This is a genomic window from Gordonia aichiensis, from assembly GCF_039946255.1.
GTDB classification, from domain to species: Bacteria; Actinomycetota; Actinomycetes; order Mycobacteriales; family Mycobacteriaceae; genus Gordonia; species Gordonia aichiensis_A.
In genome coordinates this window covers 172,279-190,283 of sequence record NZ_JBCDWL010000001.1, presented here as the reverse complement: position 1 = coordinate 190,283, position 18,005 = coordinate 172,279, and the positions used below count along the sequence as shown (strand labels likewise).

At 69.8% G+C, this 18,005-nt stretch carries 18 protein-coding genes; 16 read left to right on the top strand and 2 right to left on the bottom strand.

All coding sequences use genetic code 11. The annotated features are described in order from the left end of the window. Nucleotides 1–70: 70 nt before the first annotated feature. Nucleotides 71–1,897 (top strand): MFS transporter, encoded by a 1,827-nt coding sequence (locus AAFO60_RS00855; protein ID WP_347954267.1) that lies wholly within the window; start codon nt 71–73, stop codon nt 1,895–1,897. A gap of 23 nt (nt 1,898–1,920) precedes the next feature. Here the strand turns inward: AAFO60_RS00855 and AAFO60_RS00850 are convergent, their stop codons facing one another. Then, complete coding sequence (locus AAFO60_RS00850) at nt 1,921–2,487, bottom strand: TetR/AcrR family transcriptional regulator (RefSeq protein WP_347954632.1); 567 nt, start codon at nt 2,485–2,487, stop codon at nt 1,921–1,923. A 159-nt stretch (nt 2,488–2,646) separates the two neighbouring features. Between AAFO60_RS00850 and AAFO60_RS00845 the strand changes: the two genes are divergently transcribed. The 4 genes from AAFO60_RS00845 to AAFO60_RS00830 all read left to right on the top strand — a co-directional run bounded on the left by AAFO60_RS00845 (nt 2,647) and on the right by AAFO60_RS00830 (nt 5,937). Further along, nucleotides 2,647–3,534 carry a hypothetical protein gene (locus AAFO60_RS00845; protein WP_347954266.1) on the top strand — a complete coding sequence of 296 codons (888 nt, stop codon included), beginning with the start codon at nt 2,647–2,649 and terminating at the stop codon, nt 3,532–3,534. Between the two features lie 256 nt (nt 3,535–3,790). Continuing rightward, a complete protein-coding gene (locus AAFO60_RS00840; RefSeq protein WP_347954265.1) occupies nt 3,791–4,690 on the top strand; it encodes a PP2C family protein-serine/threonine phosphatase in 900 nt (299 codons plus the stop codon). After that, a complete protein-coding gene (locus AAFO60_RS00835) occupies nt 4,687–5,421 on the top strand; it encodes a hypothetical protein (RefSeq protein ID WP_347954264.1) in 735 nt (244 codons plus the stop codon). The genes AAFO60_RS00840 and AAFO60_RS00835 overlap by 4 nt, the downstream gene beginning before the upstream one ends. Before the next feature lie 102 nt (nt 5,422–5,523). Further along, the gene (locus AAFO60_RS00830; protein WP_347954263.1) at nt 5,524–5,937 is read left to right on the top strand and encodes a response regulator transcription factor; all 414 of its coding nucleotides are present in this window, start codon (nt 5,524–5,526) and stop codon (nt 5,935–5,937) included. Nucleotides 5,938–5,962: 25 nt separating this feature from the next. On the opposite strand, the gene AAFO60_RS00825 is transcribed toward AAFO60_RS00830, so the two are convergent. Continuing rightward, nucleotides 5,963–7,921: an acyl-CoA dehydrogenase gene (locus AAFO60_RS00825; RefSeq protein WP_432211684.1), complete on the bottom strand. Its 1,959-nt coding sequence runs from the start codon at nt 7,919–7,921 to the stop codon at nt 5,963–5,965. Between the two features lie 64 nt (nt 7,922–7,985). Here AAFO60_RS00825 and AAFO60_RS00820 point away from each other — a divergent pair, with 64 nt between their 5' ends. From AAFO60_RS00820 to AAFO60_RS00770, 11 genes are all read left to right on the top strand, one after another. After that, the gene (locus AAFO60_RS00820; protein ID WP_347954261.1) at nt 7,986–8,840 is read left to right on the top strand and encodes an acyl-CoA thioesterase; all 855 of its coding nucleotides are present in this window, start codon (nt 7,986–7,988) and stop codon (nt 8,838–8,840) included. Then, nucleotides 8,837–9,448 (top strand): pyridoxal 5'-phosphate synthase glutaminase subunit PdxT, encoded by a 612-nt coding sequence (gene pdxT, locus AAFO60_RS00815; protein ID WP_347954260.1) that lies wholly within the window; start codon nt 8,837–8,839, stop codon nt 9,446–9,448. Before AAFO60_RS00820 ends, pdxT begins: the two co-directional genes overlap by 4 nt. 52 nt (nt 9,449–9,500) lie before the next feature. Beyond that, complete coding sequence (locus AAFO60_RS00810) at nt 9,501–10,256, top strand: YebC/PmpR family DNA-binding transcriptional regulator (RefSeq protein WP_347954259.1); 756 nt, start codon at nt 9,501–9,503, stop codon at nt 10,254–10,256. Between the two features lie 118 nt (nt 10,257–10,374). After that, nucleotides 10,375–10,968, top strand: a complete 594-nt coding sequence (gene ruvC / locus AAFO60_RS00805) for a crossover junction endodeoxyribonuclease RuvC (protein WP_347954258.1) — start codon at nt 10,375–10,377, stop codon at nt 10,966–10,968. Continuing rightward, nucleotides 10,965–11,561, top strand: a complete 597-nt coding sequence (gene ruvA, locus AAFO60_RS00800; protein WP_347954257.1) for a Holliday junction branch migration protein RuvA — start codon at nt 10,965–10,967, stop codon at nt 11,559–11,561. Before ruvC ends, ruvA begins: the two co-directional genes overlap by 4 nt. Then, entirely contained in the window at nt 11,558–12,661 is a 1,104-nt protein-coding gene (gene ruvB, locus AAFO60_RS00795; protein WP_347954256.1) for a Holliday junction branch migration DNA helicase RuvB, read from the top strand. Before ruvA ends, ruvB begins: the two co-directional genes overlap by 4 nt. Before the next feature lie 54 nt (nt 12,662–12,715). Continuing rightward, nucleotides 12,716–13,063, top strand: a complete 348-nt coding sequence (gene yajC, locus AAFO60_RS00790; RefSeq protein ID WP_347954255.1) for a preprotein translocase subunit YajC — start codon at nt 12,716–12,718, stop codon at nt 13,061–13,063. A 9-nt stretch (nt 13,064–13,072) separates the two neighbouring features. Continuing rightward, the gene (gene secD / locus AAFO60_RS00785; protein WP_347954254.1) at nt 13,073–14,698 is read left to right on the top strand and encodes a protein translocase subunit SecD; all 1,626 of its coding nucleotides are present in this window, start codon (nt 13,073–13,075) and stop codon (nt 14,696–14,698) included. Continuing rightward, nucleotides 14,691–15,734, top strand: coding sequence for a protein translocase subunit SecF (gene secF, locus AAFO60_RS00780; RefSeq protein ID WP_347954253.1), 1,044 nt, complete (start codon nt 14,691–14,693; stop codon nt 15,732–15,734). The genes secD and secF overlap by 8 nt, the downstream gene beginning before the upstream one ends. Beyond that, the gene (locus AAFO60_RS00775; RefSeq protein WP_347954252.1) at nt 15,731–17,428 is read left to right on the top strand and encodes an ABC transporter substrate-binding protein; all 1,698 of its coding nucleotides are present in this window, start codon (nt 15,731–15,733) and stop codon (nt 17,426–17,428) included. The genes secF and AAFO60_RS00775 overlap by 4 nt, the downstream gene beginning before the upstream one ends. Further along, the gene (locus tag AAFO60_RS00770; protein ID WP_347954251.1) at nt 17,425–17,994 is read left to right on the top strand and encodes an adenine phosphoribosyltransferase; all 570 of its coding nucleotides are present in this window, start codon (nt 17,425–17,427) and stop codon (nt 17,992–17,994) included. Before AAFO60_RS00775 ends, AAFO60_RS00770 begins: the two co-directional genes overlap by 4 nt. Nucleotides 17,995–18,005: the final 11 nt, after the last annotated feature.

The following is an 18,005-nucleotide window of genomic DNA, read 5'->3' as shown; positions in this document are numbered from 1 at the left end:
TCATCGCAGGACGGCTTGCCCAGGCTCATTCATGGTTGCCTCCCAACGTATCGAGTGCTACTTTCCGAACATGTTCGATAATGCCTCGGCTGCAGTCTCCGCTCCCACGGCAACACCGGTCTCGCGTGGTTCCGATCCGCCGTCGAGTGTGCGACCGATCCTGCTGGTGTGCGTCGCTGTGTTCGGCCTGATGACCGGGCAGCAGATGGTGACTCCGATCCTGGCCCCGCTGGCCCGTGAGCTCGGGCTCTCGGAGCTCGCCCTGGGCGTCGTGATGGCCGTCGGCGCATCAGGGGTCGTCTTCGCCAGCGGGTTCTGGGTCCGGCGCGCACACGCTCGGGGGCACCGGACGGTGCTGCTGACCTCGCTCGGCGGTGCGGCAGTGGGGCTGGCCGGCTTCGCACTCGTCGCACAGATCGGGCTGTCGGGTTCGCTACCGACATGGTTGGTGTTCGTCCTGGTCGTCCTGAGTCGAGGTCTGCTCTTCGGCATCGCCTGGGCCGCGACTCCGGCCACCGCGCAGTCCTATATCGCGGCCGCGACGGCGGGTGAGGTCGAGCGGGTCCGCGGCATGGCGAGTTTCGGTGCCGCGCAGGGTCTCGGGCTCGCTGTCGGGCCTGCACTCGGCGGACTGCTCAGCATCGGCGGGCTGCTGGTTCCGATGTACGCGGCCCCGGTCGTCCTCGTTCTGATCGCGATCGTGCTGGCTGCGCGCCTTCCGCGGGCCTCCGCTCAGCCACTCGGCGCTGCTCCGAAGCGGGTTCGGGTGCTCGATCGGCGGATCTGGCCCTTCCTGCTGATCGGCTCCGGTCTCTACAGCGCGATCACCATCGTCCTGATGACCGCGGGCTTCCTGCTGCAGGACCGCATGCACGTGCCCACCGACCGCACCGGCGTGCAGACCGGCCTGATCACCCTCGCCGGCGCGGCGCTGATCGTGGTCGTGCAGGCGGTCGTCGTCCGCAGGCTCGCATGGCCGCCGCACCGCCTCATCCGCGTGGGATGCGCAACGATGACAGCCGGAATGATCGTCGTCGCGGCCGCCCCCACTGCACTGTGGCTCGCCCTCGGGGTCGCGATGCTCGGAGCGGGGCTGGGGTTCGGGATGCCCGGCGTCTCCGCGGCACCGAGCCTGCGAGCGACCGCCGCGGAACAGGGGTCGGTGGCGAGCCTGGTCAACGCGACCGTCGCCGTGGCCTTCGCCGCCGCACCGCTGATCGGGAACGGGCTGTACGAAGTCGGTACCGCGGTGCCGTACCTGGTATCGGCCGCAGCCCTGCTCGCCCTCACCGGCTTCGCGATCGGCCACCGCGGCATCGGTCCCGACTCGACTCAGGCCGCGGTGAACCGGCCCGCCGACCCCCGAACCCATCCCCGAAATCCGAGTCTCCACCGGAAAGATCGTCAACAGGAAGGCACTCTCATGCGCACCACCACCACGTCCCACTCCGCGATCATCGCCATGTGTCTCGGGCTCGTCCTCACGGCGACGGTCACCGCCGTTCCGTTCCTGGGCTCGCCCCGCGGGGAACTGATTTCGCGGCACATCGCCTCGGGGTACCCGTCCTACTCGGCGTCCGAGGTGGCAACGGCCACCGACACGTACCTGGCCGGGCTGGCGATCGTCGGAGTCCTCGGCCTGATCTGCTGGGCCGCGTGCATCGCCGCCGCCTGGGTCGGCAAGCGATGGGCACCATGGGCGGCACTCGGCGGACTGATCGTCGGCGCGAGCATCGCACTTTTCGATCTAACGATCCGCGACACCTCCGGCGACACCGGCCTCCCGCCGCTGATCGGCTGGCTGGGCCTGCTGCCCAGCCTTGCGGGACTCGTCGCCGTCGCCCTGCTGTGGACCCGGCGCTCAGATCGATCGGCCGTCATCGGGCCTGTGCTGTGATGACGTACCGACGGCTGCGGCCGTCAGGTGAGCCGCTCCACGGCATCTCCGATGAGTTCCTCGGCCTCCTCCTCGGAGAACACGTCTGGGAGGGTGAGCCGCTCGACGATCAGCCAGTTCAGAGCAAGGTGCAGCAGTCGCACCGAGGTCGCGTCGCCGGGGAAGTCGGATGCCTGATGCGCCGACACGTTATCGTCGATGTCCTTCCGGACGTCGCGGGTGAGAACCGCTCGGATCTCGGGTCGGCGCGTGGCTTCGAGTCGAAGCTCGAGCAGTGCCAGGTAGCCCGAGCGAAACTCCGAGATCCGACGCACGGCCGCGCGCATCACGGTGACGAGATGGTCGCGGTCCTGCTCGCCGACGAGTTGGCGGGCGATGCTCTCCTCGTCTGGCCGAATCCGCTCGTACACGCGGGCGGCAATGTGACCGAGCAGGTCGTCGCGCCCTGCGAAGTAGTTCGACGCCGTCCCCGGCGGAACCTCTGCGGCCGCGTCGATGGCACGGAAGGTCAAACCGCGTGCACCCTGTTCCGCGAGCACCTCGATCGCAGCATCGACGAGTGTTGCCCTTCGGTGGCTGTTCCTCCGCACATTGAACCACTGTACCTGTAGTGGTAGTCTCCGGATCACTCCATTCGTAGTTGTCTGAAAGGGGTAAAGGTGCGCGAGCTCGTGTACATCGCAATCGACCATGGCGCAGGGCCGTCGAGCGTTCACCGCTCCCGTACAGTTCCACTCGCGTTCGGGCTCGTGATCGTCGCCATCGTGCCGTACGTCGCGCTCAAGGTGCTGTGGCTGACCGGATCGACCGTCGGGTTCAAGGATGCGAGCGCCGCCGCCGAGATGCACAGCACGCGCCTGGTCGTGGGAAACAACGTTACGATCGGGCTCGAGCTGATCGCCGTTGCATTGGCGATCGGGCTGATCCATCCGCGCGGCGTCAGGGTGCCGGCGTGGGTGATGCTGGGCATCGGCGCAAGTGCCACCGGTCTGCTGGCTCCGATCCTCATCGGGCTGCCGCTGGGCAGTCTCCTGCAACTCGCCGTCGACGGCGAGTTGCACACCGACGGGATGGACCACCTGAGCGGGTGGGTGTTCGCGCTCGTCTACGGCGGCTTCTGCCTGCTCGCGATCTCCCTGTTCTTGCTCGCCTGGCGCTACGCGCTCATCAGGTGGAGCTCTCGGCTGAACCGATTCCCACCGCTTCCCACGCGGTGGACGCTCCTGGCCGGCGTCCTGGGTCTCCTGCCCTTCGCCGCTGCCATGCTGTGGTGGGGCCTCTCCGGTCCCGGAAACAGCGGGCCCCAGTCCATGGACGCCATCGCGCAGCGGAGCGTCCTCGTCGTGGCCGGGCTGCTCGCACTCGGCGGGTTCCTCGCGCCGCTCGTGGCGCAGACCTGGCGGTGGCGGCCTCGCGTGGCCTGGCTGATCACCTGGACAGGCTGTACCACCGCCGCATTGCAATCGCCCGCGATGCTGCTGCTCGCCGATCAAGGCCGACCCACCCCGGCCGGTGCAGCCCTCGCATTGATCACCATCCCCGGGGCCACCGCCTACGGGCTGCTCGCGCTGCGCCAACCGTCATCGCGCCGACCCGCGCCTGCCGTCGGCGGCGGCAGACGACGGCGAGTCCGGTAGGTAGTCCGGACGCTCACACGCGAGTCAGTAACCTTCTTCCCAGGGGGTCCGGTTCGTCCTTCCAAGCACGCCTCCACCGCGCGGCTTCGGTGCCGACGCGCGAGTCCACTGGCAGTTGTCTGAGACTCTGGTAAGTAGACTCTGTGGCGTGACGCAATGCGGCACCATGGGGCGGACGGACAGACCGAACGGGCGCCCTGCCGGGCGCGGTCGGTGATCGACCGGTGAGCGCCGACATCTGATCGCAGGGAGCACGATGGACGAACCGAGGATTCTGCGCGACGAAGCAGTCGCCGGCCGCCACGAGATCGGCGACGTGAGCGTCGACTGGGCTGTGGCGTGCCACGTGGGACGGGTTCGAGAGGCCAACGAGGATGCGGCCCTGGCCAGTCCGGGCCGCTACATCGTCGCCGACGGCATGGGCGGGCACGACAGCGGCGAGCTGGCCAGCGAGGCGGCGCTGCGGACCCTGGCACAGGCGCCGGTCGGACAGGCCGTCGACGAGACCCGCGAGAACCTCAAGGACCTGCTCGTGCAGGCGCAGGATCGCATCGGCGAGCTCGGCTCCGAGACCGGGCGACGGGCCGGCACCACGGCGACCGGCGTCGTGCTGGCGATGGACAGGGGTGAGCCGCGCTGGGTGTCGTTCAACATCGGCGACTCCCGCACCTACCTGTACTCGGCCGGCCGGCTGAATCAGGTCAGCGTCGATCACTCGCAGGTCCAGGAGCTCGTCGACGCCGGGCTGCTGACGCCCGAGCAGGCGCGCGTGGACTCGCGCCGCAACGTCATCACCCGGGCTCTCGGCGCGGGGATGGCCGTGCCGGTCGCCGACTACTACGCCTTCGAGGCGACGCCGGGCGACATCGTGCTGCTGTGCTCGGACGGACTCGACGGCGAACTCGCCGACGACGAGATCGCGGTGATCCTGGAGACGGCGCCCGACAACGAGGTGGCGGCCGCGGCCCTGGTGGAGGCCGCCCTGGAGAGCGGTGCCCACGACAACGTCACGGTCGCCGTTCTGTCGGTCGACTTCGCGGTCGACGATGCCCCGACCGACGGCGCCCAGACCGAAGATGCACAGGTCGAAGAGGTGCAGACGGAGCAGGCTCAGACGGGCGACGCGCAGACGGGCAGCGCGCCGGCCGCGGAGTGACGGTGCCCCCGCAGGCGGGTTCCACCTTCGTCGAGTACTGCGGCGAACGGTGGCCGGTCGTGGCGGGCGCACCGTTCTACATCGGGCGCGAGGCCACCCTGTCCCTCGACGACAATCCGTACCTGCACCGTCGCTTCCTCGGGCTCCACGACGAGAACGGCATGTGGTGGCTGACCAACCTCGGCACCCATCTGTCGGCGACGGTGACCGCCGCCGACGCCGGTTTCACCGCGACCCTCGGACCGGGGGCGCGCATGCCGCTCGTCTTCGGCCGCACGAGCATCGTCTTCACCGCGGGCCCGACCACCTACGAGATCGGGGTCGAGGCCCGGCGACTCGACGTCAGCGCCCCGACCGTCGAATTCCTCATCGGCGGACAGACCACGCGCGGCGTGCCGAACTTCACCGACAGCCAGCGCCTCGCGATACTGGTGCTCGCGGAGGCGATTCTGCGGCGCGACGGAACCGGGGCCAGCGCCATCCCGACGTCGGCGCAGGCCGCACGCCGATTGGGCTGGTCGCTGACCAAGTTCAACCGCAAGCTCGACAACGTCTGCGACAAGCTCGACCTGATCGGGGTCAGCGGTCTGCGCGGCGGCGGCGGTCGCCTCGCCACCAACCGTCGGCTGCGGCTGGTGGAGTACGCCTTGTCGACACGGGTCGTCAGCCGCGACGACCTCGGCCTGCTCGACGCGGAGTACGCCCGCAATCGAGGCTCTGACCAGCAATGATGCCATGGGTAGTTCTCCCCATCGACGGCGGTGACCGAACGCCATAGCGTTCCCTTCATCAGCCGCGGACACTCGGGGTCCGTGCTACGGAAGGAACCCGCGATGACCGTCAGCGAAACCGTCCCACTGCTCGATCAGCGGCGGCGTGAGGCCCTCGATCGGCTCCGCAGGCGGGCCATGCCCCTGCCCGGACGACCCCTGCCCGGACGAGGGTTGTGCGCCGTCCCGGCACCCTCGGCACCCTCGGCACCTGCGCCGCAGCCGGTGAAGCCGCCGCGGCCGTCGCACCCGCACCCGGACCTGACCAGACGCGAGATCCAGGTGCTGCGCACCTGGTTGATGCTCGACTCGAAACCGGCCGTGGCGCAGGCGCTGTCGATCTCGCTCGGCACCGTCAACACCCACCTGACCCGGATTCGCGCCAAGTACGCCGATCTCGGCCGACCCGCGTCGACCAAGGCCGCGCTCGTCGCCCGCGCCATTCAGGACGGCATCGTCGACCTCGATGAGCTGTGATGCCGCGCGAGCACCCGCGTCGGCCTCAGCCGTGCCGGAGCATCGGCACGTCGAGGCAGACCTCGGGCACCCCGAAGGCGTCGACGAGTGCGCCGGCGTGCGGTCGCAGCGTTCCGCAGAGGTCGTTGACCCCGCGCCGGATCGCCTTGGCGCGCTCCACGCTCACGTGACGGTGCATCAGGAACCAGCCGAGATCGTCCTCCAGCAGCGAGTAGACGAACAGGTTGCGCACCTGCTTGAGGACGGTTCGGGTCTCGCAGTCGGTGACCTCGCCGATGGCGTCGACGAAGCTCTCCAGCACGATCCGCTCGATGTGCGCCTCACCGACCTTCACCAGGTGGTCCTGGGTGTCGGTGAAGACCTCCAGGGGGTCGGCGTCGTCGTCCCGGGCGCGCCGGATCCGGGCGGCAGCGGTGCGGGTCAGGTGATCCTCCCGGTTCCGCAGCAGCCGCAACTGGGTGCCCGGGTGGGTCAGCGCGCTGTTCTCCGGGTCCTCATCGGAGTCGTCGAGCAGGGTCTGCACCACCTGGCGTGCCGCGGTCTTCTCCAGGGCGACGTCGGTGGCCATGTTCGCGACGAACTTGATCCACCCGATCGCGTCGAGTCCCTCGACGTCCTCGGCGTAGGAGGTGAGCCGATGCTTGGCCACCAGCTGGGTGAGAACCAGGTTGTCGCCTTCGAAGGTGGTGAACACGTCGATGTCGCCGCGGAGGAGGGGGAGCAGGTTCTCCGACATGTAGCCCGCGCCGCCGCAGGCCTCGCGAGCCGCTGAGATCGCCTGCTGGGCGAGCGCGGTGTGGCCGGACTTGATGGCGGCGGCACGGGTCTCGAGCAGCCGGACCCGGTCGTGGTCGACGTCGTCGGGGTCGGCGGTCTGCAGCCGGTGCAGTTCGGCGGTCACCTCGTTCTGGGCGATCGCGAAGGCGTACGCCCGGGCCACCAGCGGCAGCAGCCTGCGCTGGTGGGTCCGGTAGTCCATCAGCAGCTGCTCGTGCTCGCCGTCGGGTGCCTGGAACTGGCGGCGCACCAGGGCGTACCGGACGGCGAGAGCGAGGCCGAAGCGGCCCGCGGCCCCGGCCGACGCGCCGACGGTGACGCGGCCGCGCACGAGGGTGCCCAGCATGGTGAAGAAGCGCCGGTTGTCGGACTCGATGGGACTGGAGTAGGTGCCGTCGGGAGCGACGTCGGCGTACCGGTTGAGCAGACTCTCGCGCGGGATGCGGACCCGGTCGAACATCAGTCGGCCGTTGTCGACGCCGGGCAGTCCGCCCTTGAAACCGCAGTCGGAGGTCTGGACGCCGGGCAGGTCGGCGCCGCCCTCGTCGCGGATCGGGACCACGAAGCAGTGCACGCCCCGACTCACCGGCGCCTCGCCCGGGCCGCCGGTCACCAACTGCGCGAACACCGCGGCGTATCGAGCGTGTGCGGCGGCGCCGCCGATGTAGTCCTTCCGGGAACTCGGTGTGGGAGAAGTGATCTCGAACTCTTCGGTGGCCGGGTCGTAGGTGGCGGTGGTCTCCAGTGACTGCACGTTGGAACCGTGGCCGGTCTCGGTCATCGCGAAGCAGCCGAGGATGTCGAGGTCGATCAGCCCGCGCACGTACTGCTCGTGATGCACGTCGGTGCCAAGGTTCTCGATCGCCCCGCCGAACAGTCCCCACTGGACTCCGGCCTTCACCATCAGCGACAGATCGCCGTAGCCGAGGGTCTCGATGGCGGTCACCGCCGCGCCGACGTCGCCGGTGCCGCCGTGGGCGGGTGCGAACCCGGCCGCCGGAAAGCCCAGCGGCACCATCGCACCCATCTCGTCGAGGACCCGGCTGCGATATTCGGCGAGCGACAGGTCGGTGCGCGGCAGGAGGTGGCGGTCGGTGATGTGGGCGCGGACCGCGTCGCGGGTGGAGCCCCACCTGCCGTCCAACACGGTGCGCAGTCGATCGGTCAGGGACTCGGACGTGCTCTCGTCGGCCATGTCGCCGACCATACCCGCGGGGCCCAGGACCACCCGGGCCGCCGACCGTCGCATGTCGCGGTGCGATAATCACGAAGTGGCGAGCATTGAAGAGATCCTGGCGGTGGAACGGATCGACAACGACATCTACCGCGGCGGGGCGTTCCCGAGCCAGCTGAGGCGGACCTTCGGCGGTCAGGTCGCCGGGCAGGCGCTGGTGGCGGCCACCCGGACGGTGGACCCCGCCTTCGCCGTGCACTCGCTGCACGGCTACTTCCTGCGCCCGGGACGGCCCGACAAGCCGGCCGTCTTCCTGGTCGACCGGATCCGTGACGGCCGGTCGTTCGTGACGCGCCGGGTCAACGGCGTGCAGGACGGCGAGACGATCTTCTCGATGTCGGCGTCCTTCCACATCACCGACGACCAGGGGATCGAGCATCAGGACACGATGCCGATCGCCCCCGACCCGGAGACCCTGCCGAGCGAGATCGACGTCGCGACCGACGCCCAGAAGATGCTCTTCGCCGAGTGGGACAACTTCGACGTCCGGATCGTCGGGCAGTCCGACACCGCGAAGTTCCCGGGTCTGGCCGCCCAGCAGCGGGTGTGGTTCCGCTACCGCTTCCCGCTGCCCGACGACCATCTCCTGCACGTGTGCACGCTGGCGTACATGTCGGACATGACGCTGCTGGGGTCGTCGGCGGTGATCCACCCGGAGGAGAAGACGCAGAACGCCTCCCTCGACCACGCGATGTGGTTCCTGCGGCCCTTCCGGACCGACGACTGGCTGCTGTACGACCAGACCTCGCCGTCGGCGGGCGGCGGTCGCGCCCTCACCCAGGGGCGGATCTTCGACCGCGCGGGTCGGATGGTCGCGGCGGTCACTCAGGAGGGACTGACCCGCAGCGGGGTGCCCGCCTCCGCGGCCTCGATCATGAAGCCCGCGCAGTGACCCCGACGATCGGCGTCCTGGCCCTGCAGGGCGACGTCCGCGAGCATCTGGCCGCCCTGACCGCCTGCGGCGCCCGCGCGATCCCGGTTCGCCGCCGGGCCGAGCTGGAGTCGGTCGACGGCCTGGTGCTGCCGGGCGGCGAGTCGACGACGATGAGCCGCCTGCTCGGCGTCTTCGAGCTGTACGAGCCGCTGGTCGCCCGGCTGCGGGAGGGGCTGCCGGCCTACGGTTCGTGCGCGGGCATGATCCTGCTGTCCTCCCGCATCCTCGACACCCGGCCCGACGCCCGGCACCTCGACGCCCTCGACGTGACCGTGCGTCGCAACGCCTTCGGGCGCCAGGTGGCCTCCTTCGAGACCGATCTGGCCTTTGCGGGCATCACTGATCGACCCGACGCGGCGCCGCTGCGCGCGGTCTTCATCCGCGCGCCCTGGGTGGAGGAGACCGGCCCGGACGTCGAGATCCTGGCGAAGGTCGACCACGGCCCGGCGGCCGGGCGTGTCGTCGCGGTCCGCCAGCGAAACGTGCTGGCGACGTCGTTTCACCCCGAGGTCACCGGCGACGTGCGCGTGCACGAGTACTTCGTCGATATGGTGGCCACAGCGTAGAATCTGCCCGTGCCCTCACCGGCATCTGGACATTCAAGAAGGGAACACCACAATGAGCGGCCACTCCAAATGGGCCACCACCAAGCACAAGAAGGCTGTCATCGATGCCAAGCGCGGCAAGATGTTCGCCAAGCTGATCAAGAACATCGAGGTGGCAGCCCGCACGGGTGGTGGTGATCCGGCCGGCAATCCGACCCTGTTCGACGCGATTCAGAAGGCCAAGAAGTCGTCGGTCCCCAACGACAACATCGAGCGGGCGCGCAAGCGCGGCGGCGGTGAAGAGGGCGGCGGCGCGGACTGGCAGACGATCATGTACGAGGGCTACGGGCCGAACGGCGTGGCGGTGCTCATCGAGTGCCTGACCGACAACCGCAACCGTGCCGCCACCGAGGTGCGCGTGGCGATGACCCGGAACGGCGGCAACATGGCCGACCCGGGTTCGGTCTCGTACCTGTTCACCCGCAAGGGCGTGGTGACGCTGGAGAAGAACGGTCAGACCGAGGACGATGTCCTCATGGCGGTGCTCGACGCGGGCGCCGAAGAGGTCACCGACCTCGGCGAGAGCTTCGAAGTGGTCAGCGAGCCGGGCGATCTCGTCGCCGTCCGCAGCGCGCTGCAGGAGGCGGGCATCGACTACGACTCGGCCGAACCGGACTTCCGGGCGTCGGTGGAGGTCGCGGTCGACGCCGAGGGCGCCCGCAAGGTGATGAAGCTGATCGACGCGCTGGAAGACTCCGACGACGTCCAGAACGTGTACTCGAACGTCGACATCAGCGACGAGGTGCTCGCCGAACTCGAGAACGACTGATACGCTATCGAACAACTGTTCTCAAAGGCCGCCGCCGTACCCGGAACGGGTGCGGCGGCGGTTTTGATCGGCGGCGGTTCTTGATTGACCGTGGATTCTTGATCGGAGGTGGACTCGAGTGCGTGTGATGGGCGTCGACCCCGGCCTGACCAGGTGCGGCATCGCGCTGGTGGAGTCGGGCGCCGGGCGCACCGTGACCGCCCTCGACGTCGACGTGGTGCGCACTCCGGCCGACCAGGACCTCGCCGAGCGGCTGCTCGCGATACACGACGCCGCCGTCCACTGGATGCAAACCCATCGCCCCGAAGTGGTGGCGATCGAGCGGGTCTTCGCGCAGCGCCAGGTCAGCACTGCGATGGGCACCGCGCAGGCTGCGGGCGTCATCGCGCTCGCCGCGGCCCAGCGGGACATTCCGGTGCGCTTTCACACGCCCAGCGAGGTGAAGGCGGCGGTCACCGGCTCCGGCCGCGCCGACAAGGCGCAGGTCACCCTGATGGTCACCCGCATCCTCGGGATGCAGACCGCGCCCAAACCCGCCGACGCCGCCGATGCGTTGGCGCTGGCCATCTGCCACTGCTGGCGCGGACCGGTCAACGACCGGATGGAAGAGGCCGCCAAGAAGGCCCGCGCCGCACAGAACCGTCATCGGGCCCGCCTCAAGGCGGCCCAGGAAGAGGCCCGCGTCGTGCTGGGCGGAAAGGCTGCGCTGTGATCGCGTCGGTCTCCGGAGAAGTCATCGACATCGCGCTCGACCACGCGGTGGTGGAATGTGCCGGCGTCGGCTACCGGGTCCTCGCGACGCCGCCGACGCTCGGCACCCTCAAACGCGGAAGTCAGGTGCGGTTGCTGACCACCATGATGGTCCGCGAGGACTCGATGACCCTGTACGGCTTCACCGATCCTGAAGCCCGCGACCTGTTCGCGCTGCTGCAGACCGTCACCGGAGTGGGGCCGCGGCTCGCGATGGCGACCCTGGCCGTTCTCGAACCCGACAGCCTGCGGACGGCTCTGGCCGGCTCCGACGCCAAAGCGCTGACCGCGGTGCCGGGCATCGGCAAGCGGGTCGCCGAACGCCTCGTGGTGGAGCTGCGCGACAAGGTGACCGCCGCACCCGGGGCCGCCGGGGCGGTCGGGGCGCCCGTCGTCGGCGGCGTGAGCGGACAGGTCACCGAGGCGCTCGTCGGTCTCGGCTTCACCGAGCAGGCGGCGCAGAAGGCCGTGGCCGCGGTGGTCGCCGCCGATCCCGGCGCCGACTCGTCGACCCTCCTGCGCGCCGCGCTGTCGGCGCTCGGACCCCGCCGATGACGCCCGAGCCGGAGGTCGGCCCGTCGGATCTCGGGTTCGACGGCGACGACTTCCTGAGCGCGGGACCGCTGCCGGGCGATCGCGACCTCGACGCCGGTCTGCGACCGAGCAGCCTGGCCGATTTCATCGGACAACCGCGGGTGCGCGAGCAGCTCGAGCTGGTCTTGCACGCGGCGCGGGCACGCGGTCGGACCCCCGACCACATCCTGCTGTCCGGACCGCCTGGCCTCGGCAAGACCTCTCTGGCGATGATCATCGCCGCCGAGATGGGCGCCGCCATCCGCATCACCTCGGGGCCGGCGCTCGAACGCGCGGGCGACCTGGCCGCGATGCTCTCCAACCTGGTCGAGGGCGACGTCCTGTTCATCGACGAGATCCACCGCATCGCCCGACCGGCCGAGGAGATGCTGTACCTGGCGATGGAGGACTTCCGCGTCGACGTCGTCGTCGGCAAGGGCCCGGGTGCCACCTCCATTCCGCTGGAGGTGGCGCCGTTCACCCTGGTCGGCGCCACCACGCGGTCGGGCGCCCTCACCGGCCCGCTGCGCGACCGGTTCGGGTTCACCGCGCACATGGAGTTCTACGAGACCGGCGAACTGGTGCGGGTCATCACCCGCTCGGCCGCCATCCTGGGCATCCCGATCGAGCCGGACGCGGCCGCCGAGGTGGCCGGACGCTCGCGCGGGACCCCGCGCATCGCCAACCGCCTGCTGCGACGCGTGCGCGACTACGCGGAGGTGCGCGGCGACGGGCGAGTGGACGTGACCGCCGCGCGCGCGGCGCTCGCGGTGTACGACGTCGACGAACTCGGCCTGGACCGACTCGACCGCGCGGTGCTCGGCGCCCTGGTCCGCGGCTTCGGCGGCGGACCGGTCGGCGTCTCGACCCTGGCCGTGGCGGTCGGGGAGGAGCCCGCCACCGTCGAAGAGGTGTGCGAGCCCTTCCTGGTGCGCGCGGGCATGATCGCGCGAACGCCGCGCGGACGAGTCGCGACCGGGGCCGCCTGGGTCCACCTGGGGCTGACTCCGCCGCCCGACGCCGTGGACCAGGTGCACGGCGTCCGTGCGCGCGAGGACGGCACCGAGACCCTGTTCGACTGACCGACGGGTACCTGTTGGACGGCGCCCGGCCCGACGCCTGGCACACTGGTTCGCATGGAATCGTTGATCCTCCCGTTGATGCTGGCGCTGATGGCCGGCTTCATGTTCTTCAGCATCCGCAACCAGAAGAAGCGTGCGGCTGCGCAGAGCGAGATGCAGAACTCGCTGACCGCAGGCGCCCGCGTGCAACTGCACTCGGGCCTGTTCGCCACCGTCGTCGACGCCGACCAGGGCGACGTGGTGACCCTGGAAGTGGCGCCCGGCGTGGTGACCGAGTGGAATCGTCTCGCGATCCGCGAGGTCGTCGCCCCCGACACCGGCGACGCCGAGGAGTTCACGTCACTGGACGAATCCGCCGACGACACCGTGTCGCTCGACAAAGAGCAGAACGAAGAGAAGTAGAACACTCAGGTGACTAACCCCAATCCTCGCGGCGGGGGGAGCAGACTGCGGCCCGAGGTGCCGCCGTGGCAACCCCTCACGGTCTTCTTCATACTCCTGGGTCTGATCTACGCGCTGGTGTTCTTCACCGGCGGCGGCAGCCCCACGCCCAAGCTCGGCATCGACCTGCAGGGCGGCACCCGCGTGGTGCTGACCGCACGCACCGACGACGGCAAGGCGCCGACCGCCGAACAGCTCGACCAGGCCCGCCAGATCATCGATCAGCGCGTCAACGGTCTGGGCGTCGGCGGCTCCGAGGTCGTCGTCAACGGCAGCACGATCGTCATCACCGTTCCGGGCGACGACGGCAAGCAGGCCCGCGCGCTCGGCCAGACGGCCCGCCTCTACATTCGCCCGGTGGTGCAGCAGCTCCCCGCGCAGGTGCAGAAGCCGAACCCCGCCGCCAAGAAGGTCGCGGACATGACTCCCGCCGAGCAGGCCGCCGCCATCGAGGAGCAGCGGGCGCTGCGGCAGGCGCCGGCCAAGGCCGACGAGGCCACGCTGGCCAAGCTGCGGGAGGAGATGACCAAGCTCGACTGCTCGCCGTCGGCCAACGACCCCCTCATCGGCCACGACCGGCCCGGTGAGTACCTCGTGACCTGCGGTGACGGCGACGGCATGGTGTACCTGCTGGAGCCGATGCTGATCGACGGCCGCGACATCGCCGACGCCAAGGCGGGCCAGAACCAGGCGGGCGCCTGGACGGTGAACGTCGACTTCAAGGGCGACGGCAAGAAGACCTGGGCCGATTACACCGGCTCGCACGTCGGCACGCAGACCGCGGTGACGCTCGACACCCGCGTGCTGAGCGCCCCGGCGATCAACCAGCAGATCCTCGGCACCACCGAGATCAGCGGCAACTTCACCCAGGCCGAGGCCCAACAGCTGGCCAACGCCCTCAAGTACGGTTCGCTGCCGCTCTCGTTCGCGATGTCCGACGCCCAGACCGTCTCGGCGACCCTCGGCCTGCATTCGCTGCAGGCCGGTCTGATCGCCGGCCTGGTCGGTCTGATCCTCGTGCTCATCTACTCGCTGCTGTACTACCGGGCGATGGGCTTCCTGTCGGTGCTCTCGCTGGTCTTCGCCGGCGCCATGGTCTACGGCATCATCGTCCTGCTCGGGCGGTGGATCGGCTTCACCCTCGACCTGGCCGGCATCGCCGGTCTGATCATCGGCATCGGCATGACCGCCGACTCGTTCGTGGTCTACTTCGAACGCATCAAGGACGAGATGCGCGAAGGTCGCACCGTCCGGTCGTCGGTCACCCGCGGTTGGCAGAGCGCACGCCGCACGGTGTGGACCGGTAACGCCGTCAGCTTCATCGGCGCGGCGATCATCTACCTGCTCGCCGTCGGCGCCGTCCGCGGCTTCGCCTTCACCCTCGGCCTGACGACCCTGATCGACATCGTGATCGTGTTCATGGTCACCCATCCGATGGTGGTCCTGGCCAGCCGCAACGAATTCCTGTCGCGTCCGGCCGTCAACGGTCTGGGCGCGGTGTCGGAGGTGGCACGCGCCCGGCGTGCGGCCGCCGCGAAGGCCCGCACCGAGGCGACGGCCGCCGAGCGATCAGAGGAGGGGAGTCGCAGTGAGTGACAAGAAAGCGACGACCGAATGGGCCGACGCCGACTACGTCGCCGACACCAGTCAGTCGTTCCTGTCCCGGCTCTACTCGGGCACCGGAGCCTTCGACGTCATCGGCAAGCGGCGCATGTGGTACGCGATCTCCGGGGTGATGGTCGTCATCTGCCTGCTCTCGATCGTGATCCGCGGGTTCACCTTCGGCATCGACTTCGAGGGCGGCACGCAGGTGTCGGTCCCGGTTCGCGGCGCGGTCAGCACCAGTGAGGTGTCCAAGGTCTTCTCCGACACGCTCGGCAAGTCGCCGCAGTCGGTGCAGCAGGCGGGCACGGGCAACTCGGCGACCATCCAGCTTCGGACCGAGACGCTCTCCTCCGACGAGACCGGGCGACTGCTGCATGCGCTCGGCACGGCCTTCGCGCCCGAGGTGACCCAGGCCGATGTGAGCTCGTCGGACGTCAGCTCCACGTGGGGCAAGGAGATCACGCGCAAGATGCTGATCGCCCTGGCCGTGTTCCTGGTGGTGGCGTTCGTGTACATCGCCGTCCGCTTCGACAAGGAGATGTCGATAGCCGCGATGGCGTCGCTCATCTTCGACCTCGTGGTGACCGCCGGAATCTACTCGATCATCGGCTGGGAGATGACCCCGGCGACCGTCATCGGCCTGCTGACGATCCTCGGCTTCTCGGTCTACGACACCGTCGTGGTGTTCGACAAGGTCGAGGAGAACACCAGATCGGTGTTCGCGACCACCCGGCGCACCTACGCCGAGCAGACCAACCTCGCGGTCAACCAGACCCTGATGCGGTCGATCAACACCACCGTCATCTCGGTGCTGCCGATCATCGCGCTGATGGTCGTCGCCGTCTGGATGCTCGGGGTCGGCACGCTCAAGGACCTGGCGCTGATCCAGTTGGTCGGCGTCGTCGTGGGCACCTACTCGTCGGTGTTCCTCGCCTCCCCGTGGGTGGTGTCGATGAAGGAACGCAAGGCCGACGTCAAACGGCACACCGCCAAGGTCCTCGCGCGACGGGAGAAGGTCTCCGCATGAGTCACCCGCGGCTGCGCCGTGCCGCAGCATTGCTCGCGGTCGGCGCGGCCGCGGGCAGCGTGCTCGTCGCCTGCGGCGGCGCCGAGCGATCGGACGTCGACTACGTGATCGACGCCCGCGTCGCGTCGTACAACGCGAACACCGTCGACGGTCACGCCGACGGAGCCGTCATGGCGCTCACCCGGGTCCTGCCGGGCTTCTCGATCGTCGGACCCGAGGGACAGATCATCGCCGATCGCGACGTCGGCACCGTCACCCCGGTACCGGGGCCGGAACCGACCCTGCGCTACGAGTTCACCAAGGGTGCCGTCTTCTCCGACGGCACGCCGCTGGCCTGCGACGACCTGCTCCTGGCCGCCACCGCGATGAGCGGGACGACGCCGGGCTTCGCCGCGGCCACCAACGCGGGCTACCGCGACATCGCGCGCGTCGACTGCGGCGCGGGCGAACGCGCCGCGACCGTCGTCTTCAAGCGCGGCACGAATTACCGCCAGTGGAACGAGCTGTTCGGCGCCGGCACACTGCTGCCCGCCCACGTGGTCGCGAAGAAGGCCGGCGTGCCGAACGTCGTCGACCCGATCCGCCGCGGCGACAAGGCGGCGATCGCCAAGATCGCGCAGGCGTGGAACACCGGCTTCGCCCTCACCCCGGGCAAGGCCGTCGATGAGAACGCCTTCCCGTCAGCCGGGCCCTACCGGATCGAGTCCTACACCGTCGACGGCGGCCTGAAGCTCGTCGCGAACGACAAGTGGTGGGGTGCGGCGCCCGACTCCGACACCATCACCGTGTGGCCGCGCGGGACCGACGGCCAGTCGGCCCTGCAGGGATCGCGGGCGACGGTCGTCGACACCGGCGACCTCGCGCTCGCGGACAAGCTGTCCGGCGCCGCGTCGACGAGCGCCCCGGCCGACCGCACGGCGCTGCGCGAGCCGCCGCCGCTGTCGGTCACCCAGCTCGTCTTCGCCGCCAAGGGCGTCGCAGCCGATCCGCTCGTCCGCAAGGCCCTCGCCGCCTGCATGCCCCGCGACGCGCTCGCGCGGGAGTTCGGCGCCAACGGAATCGTGTGGAACCTGCGGTCGGCGTCGCCCGCCGACCCGCTGGGAACCTCGCTGAACGTCCAATACGGTCGGCGCTATCCGCGGTCGGATGTGCCCCGAGCACGAGACCTGTTGTCGCAGCGGGAGATCGATGACGGCGGTCGGCGCGCGAAGCCGACCGTCCGGATCGGCTACCTCGCCCCGGACCCGCAGTCGGCCCAGGCGGTGCGAATGATCGCCGACGCCTGCCGACCCGCCGGGCTCACCGTCACCGACGCGGCCTCGCCGGAGACGACGGTGACCGCACTCGGCGAGGACACCGACGCCCTGCTCCTGTCGGACGGGAGCTTCGCCGCGTCGAGCACCGCCTCGGGCTTTCCCGAGACGTTCTCCCTGTACCGCGGCGATCCGCTGAACCTGTCGGGTTTCCGCAGTAAGCCCGTCGACGACGCGATCGTCGAGCTGGCGGGCACCACCAGCGACAGCGCGCGGCTGCCGCTGCTGCGTACCATCGAGACCGCGGCGTGGGATCAGCTGCCGACGATCCCGCTGTTCGGCACCGTCCGGGCCCGCGAATCGGTGTCGGTGAATCAAGTGGTGCCCGGGTTCGGCGTGTCGGGCACGGGATGGAACATGGATCGGTGGACAGTCTCATGACGCTCGGGCAACCCTCGGCGCACTCCCTGACGCGCGCCCAGGCCGCGATCGAACGGCACGCACGCCTGGTGCCCGACTTCCCGTCGCCGGGCATCGCGTTCAAAGATCTGACGCCGGTCCTCGCCGACGCCGACGGTCTCGACGCCGTCGTCGACGCCCTGGCCCGCGCGTGCGACGGGGCCGACCTCGTCGCGGGCATCGATGCCCGCGGATTCCTGCTGGGCGGCGCCGTCGCGCGGCAACTGGGCACCGGTCTCGTCGCGGTCCGCAAGGGCGGGAAGCTGCCGCCGCCGGTCATCGGCGTCGACTACGCCCTCGAGTACGGCACCGCGAGACTGGAGATCCCCGCCGACGGCCTCGATCTCGCCGGCCGCCGGGTCGCCGTCATCGACGACGTGCTGGCCACCGGCGGAACCCTGGTCGCCGCCTCGCAACTGCTGCACCGCGCGGGCGCGCACGTGCACACCATCGCCGTCATCATGGAGTTGGCCGGATTCACCGGGCGGGAAGCGATTCGGTCGGGCATCGGTCCGGCCGTGCAGGTGCATACGCTCTGCGAAGGCTGAGTACGATCGCC